The organism is Staphylococcus sp. FSL W8-0271 (genome assembly GCF_038006605.1).
GTDB classification, from domain to species: domain Bacteria; phylum Bacillota; class Bacilli; order Staphylococcales; family Staphylococcaceae; genus Staphylococcus; species Staphylococcus cohnii.
In genome coordinates, this window is record NZ_JBBOVM010000001.1 from 1,079,199 (window position 1) to 1,096,227 (window position 17,029).

Annotated in this window: 16 protein-coding genes and 1 other annotated feature; of the genes, 12 read left to right on the forward strand and 4 right to left on the reverse strand. The window is 32.9% G+C overall.

What is annotated here, in order from left to right; all coding sequences use genetic code 11:
- Nucleotides 1-27 precede the first annotated feature (27 nt).
- The gene (locus NST87_RS05420; RefSeq protein ID WP_019467834.1) at nucleotides 28-429 is read left to right on the forward strand and encodes a transcriptional regulator, SarA/Rot family; all 402 of its coding nucleotides are present in this window, start codon (nucleotides 28-30) and stop codon (nucleotides 427-429) included.
- A gap of 123 nt (nucleotides 430-552) precedes the next feature.
- On the opposite strand, the gene NST87_RS05425 is transcribed toward NST87_RS05420, so the two are convergent.
- Entirely contained in the window at nucleotides 553-1,113 is a 561-nt protein-coding gene (locus NST87_RS05425) for a class I SAM-dependent methyltransferase (protein WP_019467833.1), read from the reverse strand.
- A complete protein-coding gene (locus NST87_RS05430) occupies nucleotides 1,110-2,063 on the reverse strand; it encodes a TIGR01212 family radical SAM protein (protein WP_019467832.1) in 954 nt (317 codons plus the stop codon). The genes NST87_RS05425 and NST87_RS05430 overlap by 4 nt, the downstream gene beginning before the upstream one ends.
- Before the next feature lie 109 nt (nucleotides 2,064-2,172).
- Here NST87_RS05430 and NST87_RS05435 point away from each other — a divergent pair, with 109 nt between their 5' ends.
- The 3 genes from NST87_RS05435 (at nucleotide 2,173) to NST87_RS05445 (ending at nucleotide 6,551) form a co-directional block, all read left to right on the forward strand.
- Nucleotides 2,173-3,342: an MDR family MFS transporter gene (locus NST87_RS05435; protein ID WP_019467831.1), complete on the forward strand. Its 1,170-nt coding sequence runs from the start codon at nucleotides 2,173-2,175 to the stop codon at nucleotides 3,340-3,342.
- A gap of 224 nt (nucleotides 3,343-3,566) precedes the next feature.
- Nucleotides 3,567-3,755: a binding site (T-box leader), on the forward strand.
- A gap of 48 nt (nucleotides 3,756-3,803) precedes the next feature.
- Complete coding sequence (gene leuS / locus NST87_RS05440) at nucleotides 3,804-6,218, forward strand: leucine--tRNA ligase (protein WP_340721378.1); 2,415 nt, start codon at nucleotides 3,804-3,806, stop codon at nucleotides 6,216-6,218.
- Nucleotides 6,219-6,239: 21 nt separating this feature from the next.
- Nucleotides 6,240-6,551 (forward strand): rhodanese-like domain-containing protein, encoded by a 312-nt coding sequence (locus tag NST87_RS05445; RefSeq protein ID WP_019467829.1) that lies wholly within the window; start codon nucleotides 6,240-6,242, stop codon nucleotides 6,549-6,551.
- A 154-nt stretch (nucleotides 6,552-6,705) separates the two neighbouring features.
- On the opposite strand, the gene NST87_RS05450 is transcribed toward NST87_RS05445, so the two are convergent.
- Together NST87_RS05450 and NST87_RS05455 are read right to left on the reverse strand one after the other, a co-directional pair.
- Nucleotides 6,706-6,801 (reverse strand): type I toxin-antitoxin system Fst family toxin, encoded by a 96-nt coding sequence (locus tag NST87_RS05450; RefSeq protein WP_107385129.1) that lies wholly within the window; start codon nucleotides 6,799-6,801, stop codon nucleotides 6,706-6,708.
- A gap of 176 nt (nucleotides 6,802-6,977) precedes the next feature.
- On the reverse strand, nucleotides 6,978-8,237 hold the full coding sequence (locus NST87_RS05455; RefSeq protein ID WP_040030096.1) for a BaiN/RdsA family NAD(P)/FAD-dependent oxidoreductase: 1,260 nt from the start codon (nucleotides 8,235-8,237) through the stop codon (nucleotides 6,978-6,980).
- A gap of 129 nt (nucleotides 8,238-8,366) precedes the next feature.
- On the opposite strand from NST87_RS05455, the gene NST87_RS05460 reads away from it, so the two are divergent.
- The 8 genes from NST87_RS05460 (at nucleotide 8,367) to NST87_RS05495 (ending at nucleotide 16,868) form a co-directional block, all read left to right on the forward strand.
- On the forward strand, nucleotides 8,367-10,004 hold the full coding sequence (locus tag NST87_RS05460) for a putative polysaccharide biosynthesis protein (RefSeq protein ID WP_019467827.1): 1,638 nt from the start codon (nucleotides 8,367-8,369) through the stop codon (nucleotides 10,002-10,004).
- Nucleotides 10,001-10,699, forward strand: a complete 699-nt coding sequence (locus NST87_RS05465; RefSeq protein WP_019467826.1) for a pseudouridine synthase — start codon at nucleotides 10,001-10,003, stop codon at nucleotides 10,697-10,699. Before NST87_RS05460 ends, NST87_RS05465 begins: the two co-directional genes overlap by 4 nt.
- Before the next feature lie 15 nt (nucleotides 10,700-10,714).
- Nucleotides 10,715-11,113: a YtxH domain-containing protein gene (locus NST87_RS05470; protein ID WP_019467825.1), complete on the forward strand. Its 399-nt coding sequence runs from the start codon at nucleotides 10,715-10,717 to the stop codon at nucleotides 11,111-11,113.
- A gap of 221 nt (nucleotides 11,114-11,334) precedes the next feature.
- Nucleotides 11,335-12,744 carry a dipeptidase PepV gene (gene pepV / locus NST87_RS05475; protein WP_019467824.1) on the forward strand — a complete coding sequence of 470 codons (1,410 nt, stop codon included), beginning with the start codon at nucleotides 11,335-11,337 and terminating at the stop codon, nucleotides 12,742-12,744.
- A gap of 2 nt (nucleotides 12,745-12,746) precedes the next feature.
- The gene (dat, locus tag NST87_RS05480) at nucleotides 12,747-13,592 is read left to right on the forward strand and encodes a D-amino-acid transaminase (protein ID WP_064264566.1); all 846 of its coding nucleotides are present in this window, start codon (nucleotides 12,747-12,749) and stop codon (nucleotides 13,590-13,592) included.
- Between the two features lie 464 nt (nucleotides 13,593-14,056).
- Complete coding sequence (locus NST87_RS05485) at nucleotides 14,057-14,848, forward strand: phosphotransferase family protein (RefSeq protein WP_019467822.1); 792 nt, start codon at nucleotides 14,057-14,059, stop codon at nucleotides 14,846-14,848.
- Nucleotides 14,849-14,863: 15 nt separating this feature from the next.
- On the forward strand, nucleotides 14,864-15,505 hold the full coding sequence (gene trmB / locus NST87_RS05490) for a tRNA (guanosine(46)-N7)-methyltransferase TrmB (RefSeq protein ID WP_019467821.1): 642 nt from the start codon (nucleotides 14,864-14,866) through the stop codon (nucleotides 15,503-15,505).
- A gap of 535 nt (nucleotides 15,506-16,040) precedes the next feature.
- Nucleotides 16,041-16,868, forward strand: a complete 828-nt coding sequence (locus NST87_RS05495; RefSeq protein ID WP_019467706.1) for a YtnP family quorum-quenching lactonase — start codon at nucleotides 16,041-16,043, stop codon at nucleotides 16,866-16,868.
- The last annotated feature ends 161 nt before the right edge of the window (nucleotides 16,869-17,029 follow it).

Consider the following 17,029-nt stretch of genomic DNA (forward strand, 5'->3'; position numbering starts at 1 on the left):
TTTATATTATGATTGGGGGATATTTCTATGGGGAAGACAATTGCTGATATGGTAGATAGTGTCCTTAGATTGGAACATGTACTTAAAGATATTGAAGACATCTTTGGAAAGGTACAGAAACAATATAAAATGTCAAAAGAAGAAATATTAATTCTTTTAACACTTTGGGAAGAAGGATCAATGACGCTTAAAGAAATGGATAATTATGTGAAAATTAAATCATATAAACGTACAAGAACGTATAACGATTTAGTTGAGAAAGCATGGATTATTAAAGAAAGACCCGTTAATGACGAACGTACAGTAATTATACATTTCAATGAGGATTTAAAAGATCAAAGGGAAGAACTTTTAAATTGTTTTAAAGCGGAAATAAACGAAAAATCATCTACTATACAATCTAGTCTTAAATCTATCTTAAAATTATAGGGAATAATTATAGTTACAAAATGATGAGTTAGACTCAAAAAGTAATAGGTAATCACTATCTATACTAAAATAAAAATGCATCTCCTTTTAAGCGGAGATGCATTTTTATTGTTATTTTATATATTATCTTTTTTCAATTGCACAGATAAATGGTGCATTGTTTTTTTGATTAATAAATTGATATTGTAATATGTGAGCTTTGTTTTGGTCAAAATGTTGTAGATAATTTAATAATGCATCGCGTTCGATTTTACCTTCATCGTGCCCATGATATATAACTAGTACTATAATACCTTCTGTCGCTAATATATTAAATATTTCGTTTATCGCTGCTAATGTACTACTAGAGTTTGTTACAATTGATTTGTCGCCTTTAGGCAAATACCCTAAATTAAAAATGGCTGCATCAATTTGTCCAATTTCATTACTTTGTATATATTGCTTTACTTTAGCATGACTATCTTGAATTAAGTGTACATTTTTAAATGCGTTTGTCTTGTTGCTCGTATTTTGAATTGCAATTTTTTGAATATCAAAAGCGTAGACTTTACCATTTGGTACTTGTTGTGCTAGAAATTCGGTATCATTACCATTACCACAAGTGGCATCAATAACAATACTATCCTTGTTGATGTGTTGTTGTAGTAGTGTTTTGGAAAATGGTAAAATACGTTCTAGTTTCATGATTTAACCGTCGTTTCATAGTATTTTCCTTGATAAGAATTTCTTCGTGCTAATTCCTCATCAATTTCGTTAAGCACTTCCCATTTGTTGACACTCCACATTGGTCCAACCATCAAGTCAATCGGACCATCGCCAGTAATTCGATGGACAATCATTTCTTTTGGTAAAATTTCCAGCTGATCACAAACTAAATTTGTATAATCATCTTGTGACATGAATTCTAGCATACCTTTTTCGTATTGTTTTACCATTGGTGTACCTTTAAGGAGATGCAACAAGTGTATTTTAATACCTTGGACGTCCATTTGTGCTACTTCTTTAGCTGTTTCTATCATCATGTCATAATCTTCTTCAGGAAGACCATTTATAATATGTGTACAGACATTTATATTATGTTTACGTAGCTTAGCTACTCCTTCATAATACGTTTTCATGTCATGTGCACGATTAATCAAATCTGAAGTTTTTTGGTGTACTGTCTGTAGACCTAATTCAACCCATAAATAAGTACGTTCGTTTAATTCAGCTAAATATTCTACAACATCATCCGGTAAGCAATCAGGACGCGTTCCAATAGATAATCCGACAACACCGGGTTCTTTTAATGCAGTTTCATATTTTTCTCTTAATACTTCTACTGGTGCATGTGTATTAGTAAATGCTTGGAAATAAGCAATATACTGACCTTCATGCCATTTTTCATGCATTCTATCTTTGATTTGTTGAAATTGAACATCTATCGGATCTACACGATTTCCTGCAAAATCTCCACTTCCAGCTGCAGAACAAAATGTACAGCCGCCATGTGCAACCGTGCCATCTCTATTTGGACAATCAAAGCCTCCGTCAATTGCAACTTTAAAGATTTTTTGCCCAAATTTATTTTTTAAATGATAATTCCAAGTATGATATCGTTTATTCTCGAATGCGTAAGGGAAGAATTGTCCCATATAACATTTTCCTTTCTAAATTCATTCTAGTTAAAGATTTTAACATATTTTAATGATATAGTGTTTAGAGTAAAAACAGAAATTTTAAAAAAGAAAGGAGCTTATGGTTATGAATATGCCAAAATCAGTGTGGTGGTTGGTGATTGGTATGGCATTAAATATCACAGGCTCAAGTTTTTTATGGCCACTAAATACAATATATATGAATGAAGAATTAGATAAAAGTTTAACCATGGCAGGGTTAGTTTTGATGATTAATTCATTTGGCATGGTCATTGGAAATTTACTAGGTGGTAATCTATTTGATAAATTGGGTGGCTATCGGACAATTATGATTGGTACAGTGATCTGTTTAAGCAGCACTACTTTGTTGAATTTTTTTCACGGATGGCCATGGTATGCAGTTTGGTTAGTTTGTCTTGGCTTTGGTGGTGGCATGATTGTACCAGCAATTTACGCACTAGCCGGTGCAATTTGGCCGCAGGGTGGTAGACAAACTTTTAATGCGATATATTTAGCGCAAAATCTTGGTGTGGCGATTGGCGCAGCTTCTGGTGGTTTTGTGGCAGAATTAAGTTTTAATTATATATTTATTGCTAATTTGCTCATGTATATTGCGTTTGGCGTAGTGGCAATTAGTCAATTTAATATTAAATTGGACGTTAAAGTAAAATCAAATGATGCCATGAGTTTATTAGATAAAGCGTATAGACCTCAATTCATCGCATTAACATTGTTATGCGTAATGTTTAGTATTTGCTGGATTGCTTATATTCAATGGGAAAGTACTATAGCTTCATTTACACAAGAGCTAAATATCTCTATGAGCCAATACAGTTTATTATGGACAGTCAATGGTATCATGATATTAGTAGCTCAACCATTAATCATTCCGATAATCAGATTATTGAAAGGTAATCTGAAACATCAAATGTATGTTGGAATAGGAATTTTTATCATATCTTTTTTTGTCACAAGTTTTGCTGAACAATTTTCTGTATTTATGGTAGGTATGATTATATTAACATTGGGAGAAATGTTTGTTTGGCCAGCTGTTCCAACTATCGCAAATCAACTTGCACCTAATGGGAAAGAAGGTTCATTTCAAGGTTACGTTAATTCTGCAGCGACAGTAGGTAAGGCATTCGGACCACTTATTGGTGGTGTAGTTGTTGATATGTTTAACATGCAAATTATGTTTTTAAGCATGATTTCATTGTTAGTCTTATCACTCATATTTTTAACTTTCTATGACCACAAACTACCAAAAGATATTTAGCAAAAAAGTGTGTCAATATTGTAGTCAACAATAGTAGATTTAGTTAACTTTTAAACCCTGATGATTGTTGTTATATGAAAAAAGGATGAATATTGTTAATTCAGCAAGTAATGCTTATTGAATTAACAATATTTTTAAGTATTATTTTTATAAATTTATTTATGCATTAAGATGAAGCTTGAAAATCAACTTTATACTTGAAATAAAGGGCTTTTTCAAATATCATAAGAAGAGTATAGGAGTAGTAACTTGAAAGCTTTTCCACAGAGAGCTAAGGTTGGTGGAACTTAGCGTAAAGCATCTAGTGAACTTACCAGGACTTAAAATGAATGAATGACATCTCTTACTATTAATTAAAATGAGCGCACATTAAGTGAAACAGGGTGGTACCGCGGTGAAAAATCGTCCCTATTATATAATAGTTTGAGGTGTCTTTTTATTATTGAACAGGAGGAAATGAAGTGAATTACAATCATAATGAAGTTGAAAAAAAATGGCAGGATTATTGGGAAGAGTATAAAACATTTAAAACCGAAGATAATTTAGGCCAAAAAAAATTTTATGCACTTGATATGTTCCCTTACCCATCTGGAGCAGGATTACATGTAGGACATCCTGAGGGTTATACTGCTACTGATATTATTTCAAGATACAAACGTATGCAAGGATATAACGTATTACATCCTATGGGTTGGGACGCATTTGGTTTACCAGCTGAACAATATGCGCTAGATACCGGAAATGATCCTCGTGAATTCACTAAACAAAATATCCAAACGTTTAAACGTCAAATTAAAGAGTTAGGATTTAGTTATGATTGGGATCGAGAAGTTAATACAACAGACCCAGAATATTATAAATGGACACAATGGATATTTATTCAATTATATAATAAAGGTCTTGCTTATATAGATGAAGTAGCAGTGAACTGGTGTCCTGCCTTAGGTACTGTATTGTCAAATGAAGAAGTTGTCGACGGTGTTTCTGAACGTGGTGGACACCCTGTTTATAGAAGACCGATGAAACAATGGGTGCTTAGAATTACTGAATATGCAGACAGATTACTTGAAGATTTAGATGACTTAGATTGGCCTGAATCTTTAAAAGATATGCAACGAAATTGGATTGGACGTTCAGAAGGTGCATCTATAACATTTAATGTAGAAGATATTAATGATCAAATAGAAGTGTTTACAACACGTCCAGATACTATTTATGGTGCTACATTCCTAGTGTTGAGTCCTGAACATGAGCTCGTTAACAAAATTACTACATCAGAACATCAAGAAAGTGTTGAGAAATACCAACAAGAAGCGGCGATGAAATCAGATTTAGAACGTACTGGACTAGCTAAAGAAAAATCTGGAGTTTTTACTGGAGCGTATGCAATTAATCCTTTATCTGGTGAGAAAACGCCAATTTGGATAGCAGATTATGTCTTATCTTCTTATGGTACAGGAGCAGTTATGGCTGTCCCTAGTGGAGACCAAAGAGACTATGAATTTGCCAAAACTTTTGATTTACCAATTACAGAAATCATTGAAGGTGGAGACATATCTGAAGCAGCTTATGATGGCGATGGACCTCATATTAATTCAGGAGAGTTAAATGGTCTATATAATAATGAAGCGATTGAAAAAGCAATTACATTATTAGAACAAAACAATGCTGGAACTAGAAAAGTTAATTATAAACTGAGAGATTGGCTATTTAGTCGCCAACGTTATTGGGGTGAACCTATTCCTGTTATTCATTGGGAAGATGGTACTATGTCGACTGTTCCTGAAGATGAATTGCCATTACTCCTACCGGAAACTGACGAAATTAAGCCTTCAGGTACAGGTGAATCCCCATTAGCTAATATAGATGCATTTGTTAATGTCGTGGATAAAGAAACTGGGATGAAAGGTCGTCGTGAAACAAATACAATGCCACAATGGGCAGGTAGTTGTTGGTATTATTTACGCTTTATTGATCCAGATAATGAACAGATGTTAGCTGACCCAGAAAAGTTAAAACATTGGTTGCCTGTAGATTTATATATTGGTGGTGTTGAACATGCAGTGTTACACTTATTATACGCTAGATTTTGGCACAAAGTCTTGTATGATTTAGGTGTAGTACCTACTAAAGAACCATTCCAAAAATTATTTAACCAAGGTATGATTTTAGGTGAAGGTAATGAAAAAATGAGTAAATCTAAAGGTAATGTAATCAATCCAGACGATATTATCAAATCGCATGGTGCTGACACGTTGAGACTATATGAAATGTTCATGGGGCCTCTAGATGCTGCAATTGCCTGGAGTGATAAAGGATTAGATGGTTCAAGACGTTTCTTAGATAGAATTTGGAGACTTTTAATTACAGAAGACGGTTTAATCACAGATAAAGTAGTCAATACTAATAATAAAGCTTTAGATAAAAGTTACCACCAAACTGTGAAAAAAGTTTCGGAAGACTTTGAAACATTAAACTTCAATACGGCAATTAGTCAATTGATGGTCTTCATTAATGATTGCTATAAAGTTGATGAGATTTATAAACCATATATTGAAGGGTTTATTAAAATGTTAGCACCGATTGCACCGCATATGGGTGAAGAATTATGGGCGCGCTTAGGACATGAAGAAACAATTACTTATCAACCTTGGCCATCATTTGATGAAACATTATTAGTCGATGATGAAGTGGAAATTGTCGTTCAAGTAAATGGCAAAGTTCGTGCCAAAATCAATGTTTCTAAAGATATTTCAAAAGAAGAAATGGAAACAGCAGCATTAGGTAACGAAAATATTAAAGCTGAAATAGAAGGCAAAGATATTAAAAAAGTGATTGCGGTGCCTCAAAAACTTGTTAATATTGTTGCCAAATAACACAAAAGGGGCGTATATATTATGGAAACTATTACTATAGATGAATTGAAATCAAAAATTTTAAATTCTAATCCTATTCATATCGTAGATGTGAGAACTGATGAAGAAACAGCGATGGGCGTAATACCAGAAGCGGAAACGATACCAATGGATAAAATTCCTGATAATTTAAATCACTTCAATTCAGAAGATACGTATTATATCATTTGTAAAGTTGGTGGCAGAAGTGCACAGGTCGTTCAATATTTAGAGCGTAATGGCGTTCATGCAGTCAATGTTGAAGGTGGCATGGATGCATGGGGAGATGAAGGCTTAGAAATTAAAAGTATTTAGTCTTTAGATAGAGTGAAAATAAGACAATGATTTTGCATTTTATGCAAATATAGTGTTATAATGCATTTAACAAAGATATCAATACAGATACACCAACCCCCTCACTATTGCGAGTAGTGAGGGGGTTTTTTGGTGTTAGCTAAGTGTCGCCTATTTACTTGTCATTACGATTGCGCAGCCAGTACGCAAATAACGTAACGATACAACCACTGATGACAGTAGTCATAATATGAACAAAGATATCAATCACAAAATACACCTCCTCTCTACGTCTATTGACGCCTGAGAGTAGGCGACTTAAGTATTATAACATTGCATGTGTCACCCGCATAGAAAAGTATCAATCATTAAAATGGATAAATAGTGAATTTGTTTTAAATATAACTAGTGGCTCTAATAGGTGACAAATTATATAAATTGATATGTTTAACGTTGAAATTTACTTGCATTTGTTCCTGATATGTGACCTGTAACTAAAGCACTAGTAATATTATAGCCGCCAGTATAACCATGGATATCTAGTAATTCGCCACACATAAATAATCCGGGACTTAATTTTGACATCATCGTTTTGGGTTCGATTTCTTTAAGTGAAACGCCCCCTCCAGTTACGAAAGCTTTTTCAATTGATAGAGTTCCATTAACTGTAAACGTAAAGCCTTTAAATAAAGTAATCAATTTATTAAATTGTTCATTAGATATATGATGTGCTGTTAATGTTTCTGAAATATTTGCTAGTTCTAGCATATATAATAAGTAACGTTCTTCGATTAAACCATGTAAGCTATTTTTCACATATTTATCTGGAGTAGTTCTTAATAATTCACTTACTTTATCTTCTAATTGTGCAAAGCTTAGTTTTGGAAAAGCATCTAATTGCATATCAATATCTTGGCGTTTTTGATTTTTTTGTTCTTTATATACAAATTGGCTGCATCTTAAAGCGGCAGGGCCACTGATTCCGAAATGAGTGAATATCATATCCATTTGATGTGTCACACGTTTTTTACCATTTTTCTTTAATACTGATAATGCAACATTTTTTAAGCTCAATCCTTTTAACCTTTTATTATTTATAAAAGGTTCGGAGGATGTAATTGGTACTTCAGTCGGGAAAAGTTCTGTGATTGTATGTCCCAAATGTTCAGCGAATTTGTAACCATCACCAGTTGATCCAGTCTTTGGCACGCTCGTACCACCTGTAGCGATAATCAAACTATTGCCTTCAACAGTTTGTTGATTATCTAAAAATACTTTAAAAGTCTGTTGTGGCGTATGTTCAATAGCATGCACTGTGGTTTCTTGTTTTACAGTTACATTATTCTCATCAATTGTACGAATTAATGCGTCTACAACATCCTGTGCTTTATTGGATACAGGAAACATACGCCCATGATCTTCTTCTTTAAGTGCAACACCACGTGATTCAAAAAAGTGAATAATAGATTCATTATCAAATACGGAAAAAGGACTATATAAAAATTTTCCATTTCCTGGTATATTTTTAATTATCTCTTCATATGGTAAACGGTTTGTGACGTTGCAACGCCCGCCACCAGAGATTTTTAATTTGCGACCGAGTCCCTTTTTCTTTTCTATGAGAAGGACTTTATCGCTATGTTGGCTTGCGGCAGCAGCCGCCATTAAACCGCTAGGGCCACCGCCAATAATAATTGTTTGGTACATTTGATTGCCTCACTTTACTAAATAGTGTTATTTTATAGTTTATAGTAATATAGTTTTGAAAAAAAGTGTTTATAACGTTATGATTAAAGTTATGATTGTAAAAATTTAATTTGAGATAGGAAGATCTGAATGAGTGAAAGTAAAGAATTAGTTAGGGGTACCTTTTTAATCACCCTTAGTATATTGATTACTAAAGTCTTGGGTGTTTTATATATTATTCCTTTTTACTCCATTATTGGTGGAGAAGAAAAATTGGCACCTTTTAACTATGCATATACGCCGTATAATATTGCCATTGCAGTCGCAACTGCTGGGGTGCCATTAGCGGCGTCTAAATATGTGTCTAAATATAACGCTTTAGGCGCTTATAAAGTAAGTGAAAAGTTATATAAATCTAGCTTTATAGTTATGACTATAACAGGATTTATTGGATTTTTCATTTTATATTTATTAGCACCAAGTATCGCTACAATTACTTTAGCACATGAATCTGGTACTAAAGGTGGTTGGTCAGTAGCTGATATTACATGGATTATTAGAATAATCAGTATGGTGGTCATATTTATACCATTACTTGCTACATGGCGTGGTGTGTTCCAAGGTTATAAATCAATGGGGCCAACTGCAGTTTCAGAAGTCATTGAACAAATCGCACGTATATTATTTATTTTAGTTGGAAGTTATTTAGTACTTAATGTCTTTGGTGGAAGTGTGCTACAAGCCAACGGTATAGCAACATTTGCTGCTGCAGTAGGTGCAGTAGCAGGGATATTTACATTATGGTATTACTGGAGAAAGAGAAAACCTAACATTGAAAAAATGGTAGCAACGGATACTTCAGATATCACAGTTTCTTATGGAAAAATGTATAAAGAAATTATTTCTTATAGTATCCCATTTGTAATTGTTAGTTTGAATTTCCCGCTGTTTAATTTAGTAGATCAGTTTACACATAATGGTGCCCTAGATTTGGCTGGAGTACCAAGCCGATTACATGACTATTTCTTTACCATTTTAAACATGACGACAAATAAAATAGTGATGATTCCAACGTCTTTATCTGCTGGTTTTGCAGTGAGTTTAATCCCATTTATTACTAAGACGTATGAATCAGGTGAATTAAAAGAAATGCACAGACAAATCAGAACATCATTAGGGGTTCTAATGTATATTACCGTTCCAGCAAGTCTGGGTATTATGGCCTTAGCTTTACCACTATATACTGTCTTTTATAGTTACAATGTCGATGGTAGTCAATTGTTATTTTATTATGCACCTGTGGCAATTTTAATTGGATTATTGAGTGTGACAGCATCTATGCTACAAGGCATTGATAAACAAAAATTAACAGTATTTGTAATTTTAGCGGCAGTAGTATTAAAAGTAATACTAAACACGCCATTGATTTTGGCTTTCCATACTGCTGGAGCAATATTAAGTACGGCAATAGCATTACTATTTGCTGTTATCTGTAATTTTTATATACTTAAAAAATATGCTAATTTTGATTTCTCAGAAACATGGCTACATTTTGGTAAAATTTTCTTATACGGCTTCCTAATGATGGTCGTAGTTGAATTATCATCATTTTTATTACAAATGGTTATTTCACCGCAAACTAAATTTGGCGCTTTAGCAATTTTAATCATAAGTGTCATTATAGGTATGATTGTTTACGGTGGTATTACGATGAAGACAAAACTTGCCGACCAGTTTTTAGGAGATATTCCAAATAAACTTAGACGTAAATTAGGTCTTATAAAATGAGATTAGATAAATTCCTAGCTAATATGAGTGTCGGAACGCGTACAGAAGTTAAACAGTTATTGAAAAAGGGAACTATTACAGTTAATAATAAAATAGAAAAATCTCCTAAAAAGCAAATAGACCCAGAAAATGATGTAGTTCAAAAAAACAATGAAACAATTCATTATATAGATAAAGTCTATTTAATGTTAAATAAGCCTAAAGGTTATGTATCTGCAACAGAGGATGACCAACATCAAACAGTTGTAGACTTGGTCGAACCATATCGGTTTTTAGAAGTTTTTCCAGTAGGGCGATTAGATAAAGACACTGAGGGTTTGTTATTAATTACGAATGATGGAACTTTTAATCACGAACTAATGAGCCCCGCAAAGCATGTTTCTAAAACGTATGAGGTAATTTCTAAAAAAAATATTACAAATAATGATATAAAATCATTTGAAATGGGTATTGAATTGAATGAGGGTTTGGCGAAACCTGCAACTTTAGTAAAAAGTGATGAGGCGTATAAATCATTTATCACAATTTATGAAGGAAGATATCATCAAGTTAAGCGTATGTTTCATGCTATAGATAATGAAGTTCTAGAATTGAAACGTATTAGCATTGGTGAATTAAAACTGGATGAGACTTTAGAACCAGGTGAATATCGCCATTTAACTCAAATAGATTTTAAACAATTAGGATTAAAATAATAAAGAGGTGTTAATATGTCAAAATTATTAAAAGCAATTATAGGTGTTGGAGGCGCAGCTGCTGCAGTTGTTCTTTCTAAAAAAGAGAAGAGAGATAAATTAAAGGATGAATATAGCAAATATAAATCAAATCCTGAATCCTATAAGCAAAACGCAAAAGATATCGCTAGTCAAATCAGTTCAAAAGCAAATGAAACTTATAATGAAGTGAAACAAGACCCTAAAGGTTATGCTTCAAAAGTAAAACAAGATCCTAAAGGTTTCATTAACGAACAAAAAGATCGTTTTAAAGGCGAATCTGAAGAAGAAGAACATGTTGAAGAAGCGAGATTTACTGATGAAGGTGCAGCTGATCCTTCAAATAATCTTCGTGTCGTTACTGAAGAAGAACTCAAAAACAATAAAAACAAATAAGCAATGATTAATTTAGTTTTTTAACCTAGTTCATAGTTTTGAACTAGGTTTTTTTATATTAATACAGATTTTGAAAGGCATGTATGTGAAAGGCTTCAATCTGTTTTTCAATTAATTATACAGTGGATTTTTTAAAATAATACTCACATCTCACTGTAGTTTCTGTACTACTTCATGTAAAATATTAAATATATAAGTATTAAAAAGGAAGTTGATGCTAAATGTGGAAAGATAAAGTGAAAGAATACGAAACAGATATAATAAACGATTTAAATGGCTTATTATCTATTGAAAGTGTGAGAGACGATAATAAAATTTCTTCAGAAAATCCGGTTGGACCTGGACCACGTAAGGCATTAGATTATATGTATGGCATTGCTGAACGTGATGGATTTAACACACATGATGTTGAACATATTGCAGGGCGTATTGAAGCTGGTGAAGGCGAAGATGTTATGGGCATTTTATGTCATGTTGATGTAGTGCCGGCTGGCGATGGTTGGGATTCTAATCCTTTCGATCCTGTTGTAACTGAAGACAAGATTATTGCTAGAGGTACGCTTGATGATAAAGGACCAACAATAGCAGCATATTATGCAGTGAAAATATTGAACGATATGAAAGTCAATTGGAAAAAACGTATACATATCATTATAGGCACTGATGAAGAGTCAGATTGGCAATGTACAGAGCGTTATTTTAAAACTGAAGAAATGCCAACTTTAGGCTTTGCACCTGATGCTGAATTTCCAGCAATACATGGTGAAAAAGGTATTAGTACATTTGATGTGGTTCAAAATGACAAAGCAGAGGATAAAGATGAGCCAGAATACGAACTTATTTCTTTTGCATCAGGTCAACGCTATAACATGGTGCCTGATGAAGCAATCGCTAAGCTTGCAGTTAAAGAAAATATGACTGACGTCATTCAAAAATTTGAACAGTTCTTATCTGATAATAATATTGATGGTGAAAGTATTGTTGATAGCGGTGTATTAGTACTTAAAGTTTATGGTAAAGCTGTACATGGTATGGATCCATCTATTGGTGTGAATGCAGGGTTGTACTTATTGAATTTCTTAGCTGAATTAAATTTAGATAAAACTGCCGAAAACTTCACTCAATTTAGTGAACAGTATTTATTCAACTCTCATTTCGGTGAAAAAATGGGAATGAAATTCCATACAGATGTCATGGGAGATGTAACTACTAATATTGGTGTCATTTCATACGATAATCAAAATGGTGGCCGATTTGGTATTAACTTAAGGTACCCGCAAGGTTTTGAATTTGAAGAAGCCATGACACGTTTTAAAGGAGAGATTCAGCAACTTGGATTTTCAATTGAATTAGGTAAAAATCAAACACCTCATTATGTGGATAAAAATGATCCTTTCGTGCAAACGTTAGTGACAGCATATCGTAATCAAACTGGTGACCAAACTGAACCTTACACAATAGGCGGTGGAACATACGCACGTAATTTAGATAAAGGTGTTGCCTTTGGTGCTATGTTTAATGACTCCGAAGATTTAATGCATCAAAAAAATGAGTATATTACGAAAAAGCAATTATTTAATGCAACTAGTATTTATTTAGAAGCTTTATATGCACTATGCGTGGAGGAATGATGATGACAAAAGTACTTATTAATGAACATTTAGTAGATGAACAAGATGCAAAAGTACCATACAATGATCGAGGTTACGTATTTGGTGACGGGATATATGAATATATTAGAACATATAATAATAATATTTTTACTGCCAAACCCCATTTTGAAAGACTTTTAAGAAGTGCTAAAGAAATAGGTTTAGAATTGAAATACAATGTGGACGAACTTACTGAATTAATTCAAGAATTATTAGCAGCGAATGGCGTTGTTAATGGTGGTGTTTACATTCAAGTAACGCGTGGAGCAGCACCTCGCGACCATGCTTTTCCAACACCATCAGTAGAAGCTAATGTGATGGCATTTACCAAAACTTATGAACGTCCATACAAATTATTAGAAGAAGGGATTAATGCGATAACAACTGAGGATATTCGTTGGTTAAGATGTGATATTAAAAGCTTGAATTTACTTGGAAATGTGTTGGCTAAAGAGCGTGCAGTAAAATATAATGCACAAGAAGCTATTCAACACAGAGGTGACATTGTTACTGAAGGATCATCAAGCAATGTATATGCTATTAAAGCAGGCGAAATCTATACACATCCAGTAAACAATTATATATTGAATGGTATTACACGAATGGTTATAAAAGATATTGCCGAAGAAAAGGGTATACCATTTAATGAAGGTACATATACTGTAGACTTTTTAAGAAACGCAGACGAAATTATTGTGTCTAGTACTTCTATTGAAGTGATGCCAGTCGTTAAATTAGATGGTGAACAAGTAGGAGACGGAGAAGTCGGTCCAATAACGAAATCATTACAAGAAGGATTTAATAGTTATATTGACACAGATAGTTAATATTTTCCATAAAAGGATATAAAATGTAACATCTATAAAAGCTAAATTATGTTATAATGCTTACTGAGCCGATTTAAAAATTACAGAAAAATACTGTAGTAAAATGTGACTTTTTGTTTCTCATTATTGGTTGAAATAAATCTCTAAACATTATAAAATCTTCTATGAGACTTGAAATTGAGACTTGAAATTGAGACTTGAAATTTCATAAAAAACTAAAGGAATTTTTCAAAAAAATACTGTTACGAGATCATGTATGATATGATGTTAAAGTTATTATTAATCTCGATACAGTATTTCATATTTAAATATGAAAACTTGATTCTATGGGACAAAATGATAGTCATGATTAAATGACTGTGATATAGAATTTAAAGTTTATAAGTGTATTAGAAAATGATTATATTTGGCTCTCGAAATCTGTTTTCTTGAGCCATTTTCTAATTGAAAGTGAGGTGAACGTGTTGGAGCAGTTTTATCAATTAGGATGGACACTTGATTCAGCAGGTGGTGCATCTGGAGAAGCATATATGGCTGAACAAGATGGGCAGAAATTGTTTTTAAAACGAAATTCAAACCCATTTATTGCAGCCCTATCTGCTGAAGGTATTGTACCTAAGCTTGTATGGACAAAACGAATAGAGACTGGTGAAGTCGTTACAGCGCAACATTGGAAAAATGGCAGAGAGTTAACTTTCGATGAAATGTATGAACAACGAGTGGCTAATTTATTGAAAAAAATACATAGTTCAAAAACACTTTTGAATATGTTGAAACGTATGGAAATGTATCCTATTACGCCTGATATTTTGTTAAATAAAATAAACGCCTCATTATCTAGAGAAGTGTTAACGCATCATGTAGTGCGAAAAGCATTAACTTATTTAGAAGATCATATGCCAAGTCTTGACCCTAGATTTTTTACAGTTGTCCATGGAGATGTCAATCACAATAATTGGTTGTTGTCTGACCATGATGAATTATTTTTAGTGGATTGGGAAGGTGCAATGATTGCGGATCCAGCAATTGATTTAGGCATGCTGCTATACAATTACGTTCCTGAAAATAAATGGCCTCAGTGGTTAAATGATTACGGTACGAAAGATTCTATAGACTTGCAAAAGAGGATGAAGTGGTATACTGCTGTCCAGTCTATTGGAATGATACAGTGGTATGAAGAACAAAAGCGCTATAAGGATATGAATATGTGGCTGAAGTTCTTAAATGAAGTGATGAATAACAATGCATTTATATAAGGAGTTATCAAGAAAATGAGAATGCGTTACAAGCCATGGGCTGAAGATTATTTAAAATCGCATCCTGATATTGTAGATACGGATGGCAGCCATGCGGGACATATTAGTGAGTGGTTTGACAAGGATCAACCAATTTATATTGAAATTGGTTCTGGCATGGGACAATTTATAACGACACTTGCTGCACAAAGACCAGAAATTAATTTTATATCTATGGAACGTGAAAAAAATGTTATGGTCAAAGTGTTAGATAAAGTGAGAGAGCAAAATCTAACGAATATTAAATTGATATGTAATGATGCGATAGAACTCAATGAATACTTTAAAGATGGAGAAATTTCTCGTATTTATTTAAATTTTTCTGACCCTTGGCCGAAAAGAAGACATACTAAGCGTAGATTAACGTATCACACGTTTTTATCCTTGTATAAACAAGTGTTAAAAACAGATGGAGAAATTCATTTTAAAACTGATAATAGAGGATTATTTGCCTATAGCTTAGAAAGTATGTCTCAATTTGGTATGTATTTTACAAAAATAAATTTAAATTTACATCAAGAAGAGAAAGAGAATAATATTGAAACAGAATATGAGCGTAAGTTTTCTGACAGAGGTTCAAGAATTTATAGAATGGAAGCCAAATTCCATAATAATTAAATATTTGTTATAACTCTTATGTTCAAACTAAAGGGGTAATCCGTAAGAAAGACGGATTACCCCTTTAGTTGTTTTAACAACATTGTGATTTTGGCCGTACATGCTTGCCTGGGGATATGGCTCGAGCCTGTAGTCTCTCGCTCATATCATTTTCCCGGGCGTCAGTACGTTACAAAATCACTAAAGGTGATGTGTTTCAATATAATAGAAAAAGCTTCGTATGATTTAACCTATACAACTAAAAGAAAGACTTGTTTTAATTTACCAAATGACAAAACTTAATATGCATACAAATAACGTATTACCCCTTTAGTTGTTTTAACAATATTGTGATTTTGGCCGTACATGCTTGCCTGGGGATATGGCTCGAGCCTGTAGTCTTTCACATATACAAATTCATGATTGTCAATGTGTTGTAAAATCGCAAAGAAATGATTATAGCAGGAGGATTAATAAATTCGTTATTTTACGTGTAACAAGTATTATATTACTATATTAAGTGATTAGTAATTAAATTAAGAAATGGGGATTGGTTATGAAATTAGGAAATTTCAAGATACATTACCTTAACGGCGGTATTACGAACATTGATGGGGGAGCGATGTTTGGTGTAGTACCCAAAGTTTTATGGACAAAAAAATATGAACTGAGTGAGGACAATCGGATTCCATTACCTACACATCCGATATTAATACAAACAGAAGAATTTAACTTCATCATTGATACTGGTATAGGTAATCAAAAGCTTACGGAAAAAGAGCGTAAAATATTTGGTGTGCATTATGAAAGTAACATAGAAGAAGAGTTAAAATTATTTAATTTGACGACGAATGATATTGATTATGTATTAATGTCACATCTACATTTTGATCATGCGTCAGGATTAACTGATAGTGAAGGACGTGCGGTTTTTAAAAATGCGATTCATATTATTCAACAAGATGAATGGCAAGAGTTTATTAGTCCTAATATACGTAGTAAATCAACGTATTGGCAGAAAAATAATGGTGATTTCTCCAATAAATTATTGTTATTTGAAAATGAAATTGAAATAGTCAAAGGGATTAATATGTACCATACAGGAGGTCATAGTTACGGCCATTCTATTATTACAATTGAAAGTGAAGGAGAAAAAGCAGTGCATATGGGAGATATTTTTCCCACAGTCGCTCACAAAAATCCGCTATGGGTAACTGCCTACGATGATTATCCAATGCAGTCTATAAGAGAAAAAGAACGCATGATACCTAGATTTATTTTAGAAAATTACTGGTTCTTATATTATCATGATGTGAATTACTTTGCTGTAAAATTTAACCCAAAAGAACCCTCTGAAATCGAACATTATATTACTAGAAAATAAAGTAAAAGGTTAAAGTTTTGAACATTTGAAATAGCACTATATCTTTAACAAAAAATACAAACAATGTCTTCTTGCCTTGAGCAGTGATATAGTTTATTTCTTTCAATGTAGTCAATAATCAATTACTACATGATACAAACATGTTCATAACTTTAACCATT

Coding starts and splice junctions, on each gene's coding strand:
- NST87_RS05420 (WP_019467834.1), top strand. CDS start 28: ATGGGGAAGACAATTGCTGATATGGTAGATAGTGTCCTTAGATTGGAA.
- NST87_RS05425 (WP_019467833.1), bottom strand. CDS start 1,113: ATGAAACTAGAACGTATTTTACCATTTTCCAAAACACTACTACAACAA.
- NST87_RS05430 (WP_019467832.1), bottom strand. CDS start 2,063: ATGGGACAATTCTTCCCTTACGCATTCGAGAATAAACGATATCATACT.
- NST87_RS05435 (WP_019467831.1), top strand. CDS start 2,173: ATGAATATGCCAAAATCAGTGTGGTGGTTGGTGATTGGTATGGCATTA.
- NST87_RS05445 (WP_019467829.1), top strand. CDS start 6,240: ATGGAAACTATTACTATAGATGAATTGAAATCAAAAATTTTAAATTCT.
- NST87_RS05455 (WP_040030096.1), bottom strand. CDS start 8,237: ATGTACCAAACAATTATTATTGGCGGTGGCCCTAGCGGTTTAATGGCG.
- NST87_RS05460 (WP_019467827.1), top strand. CDS start 8,367: ATGAGTGAAAGTAAAGAATTAGTTAGGGGTACCTTTTTAATCACCCTT.
- NST87_RS05465 (WP_019467826.1), top strand. CDS start 10,001: ATGAGATTAGATAAATTCCTAGCTAATATGAGTGTCGGAACGCGTACA.
- NST87_RS05470 (WP_019467825.1), top strand. CDS start 10,715: ATGTCAAAATTATTAAAAGCAATTATAGGTGTTGGAGGCGCAGCTGCT.
- pepV (WP_019467824.1), top strand. CDS start 11,335: ATGTGGAAAGATAAAGTGAAAGAATACGAAACAGATATAATAAACGAT.
- dat (WP_064264566.1), top strand. CDS start 12,747: ATGACAAAAGTACTTATTAATGAACATTTAGTAGATGAACAAGATGCA.
- trmB (WP_019467821.1), top strand. CDS start 14,864: ATGAGAATGCGTTACAAGCCATGGGCTGAAGATTATTTAAAATCGCAT.
- NST87_RS05495 (WP_019467706.1), top strand. CDS start 16,041: ATGAAATTAGGAAATTTCAAGATACATTACCTTAACGGCGGTATTACG.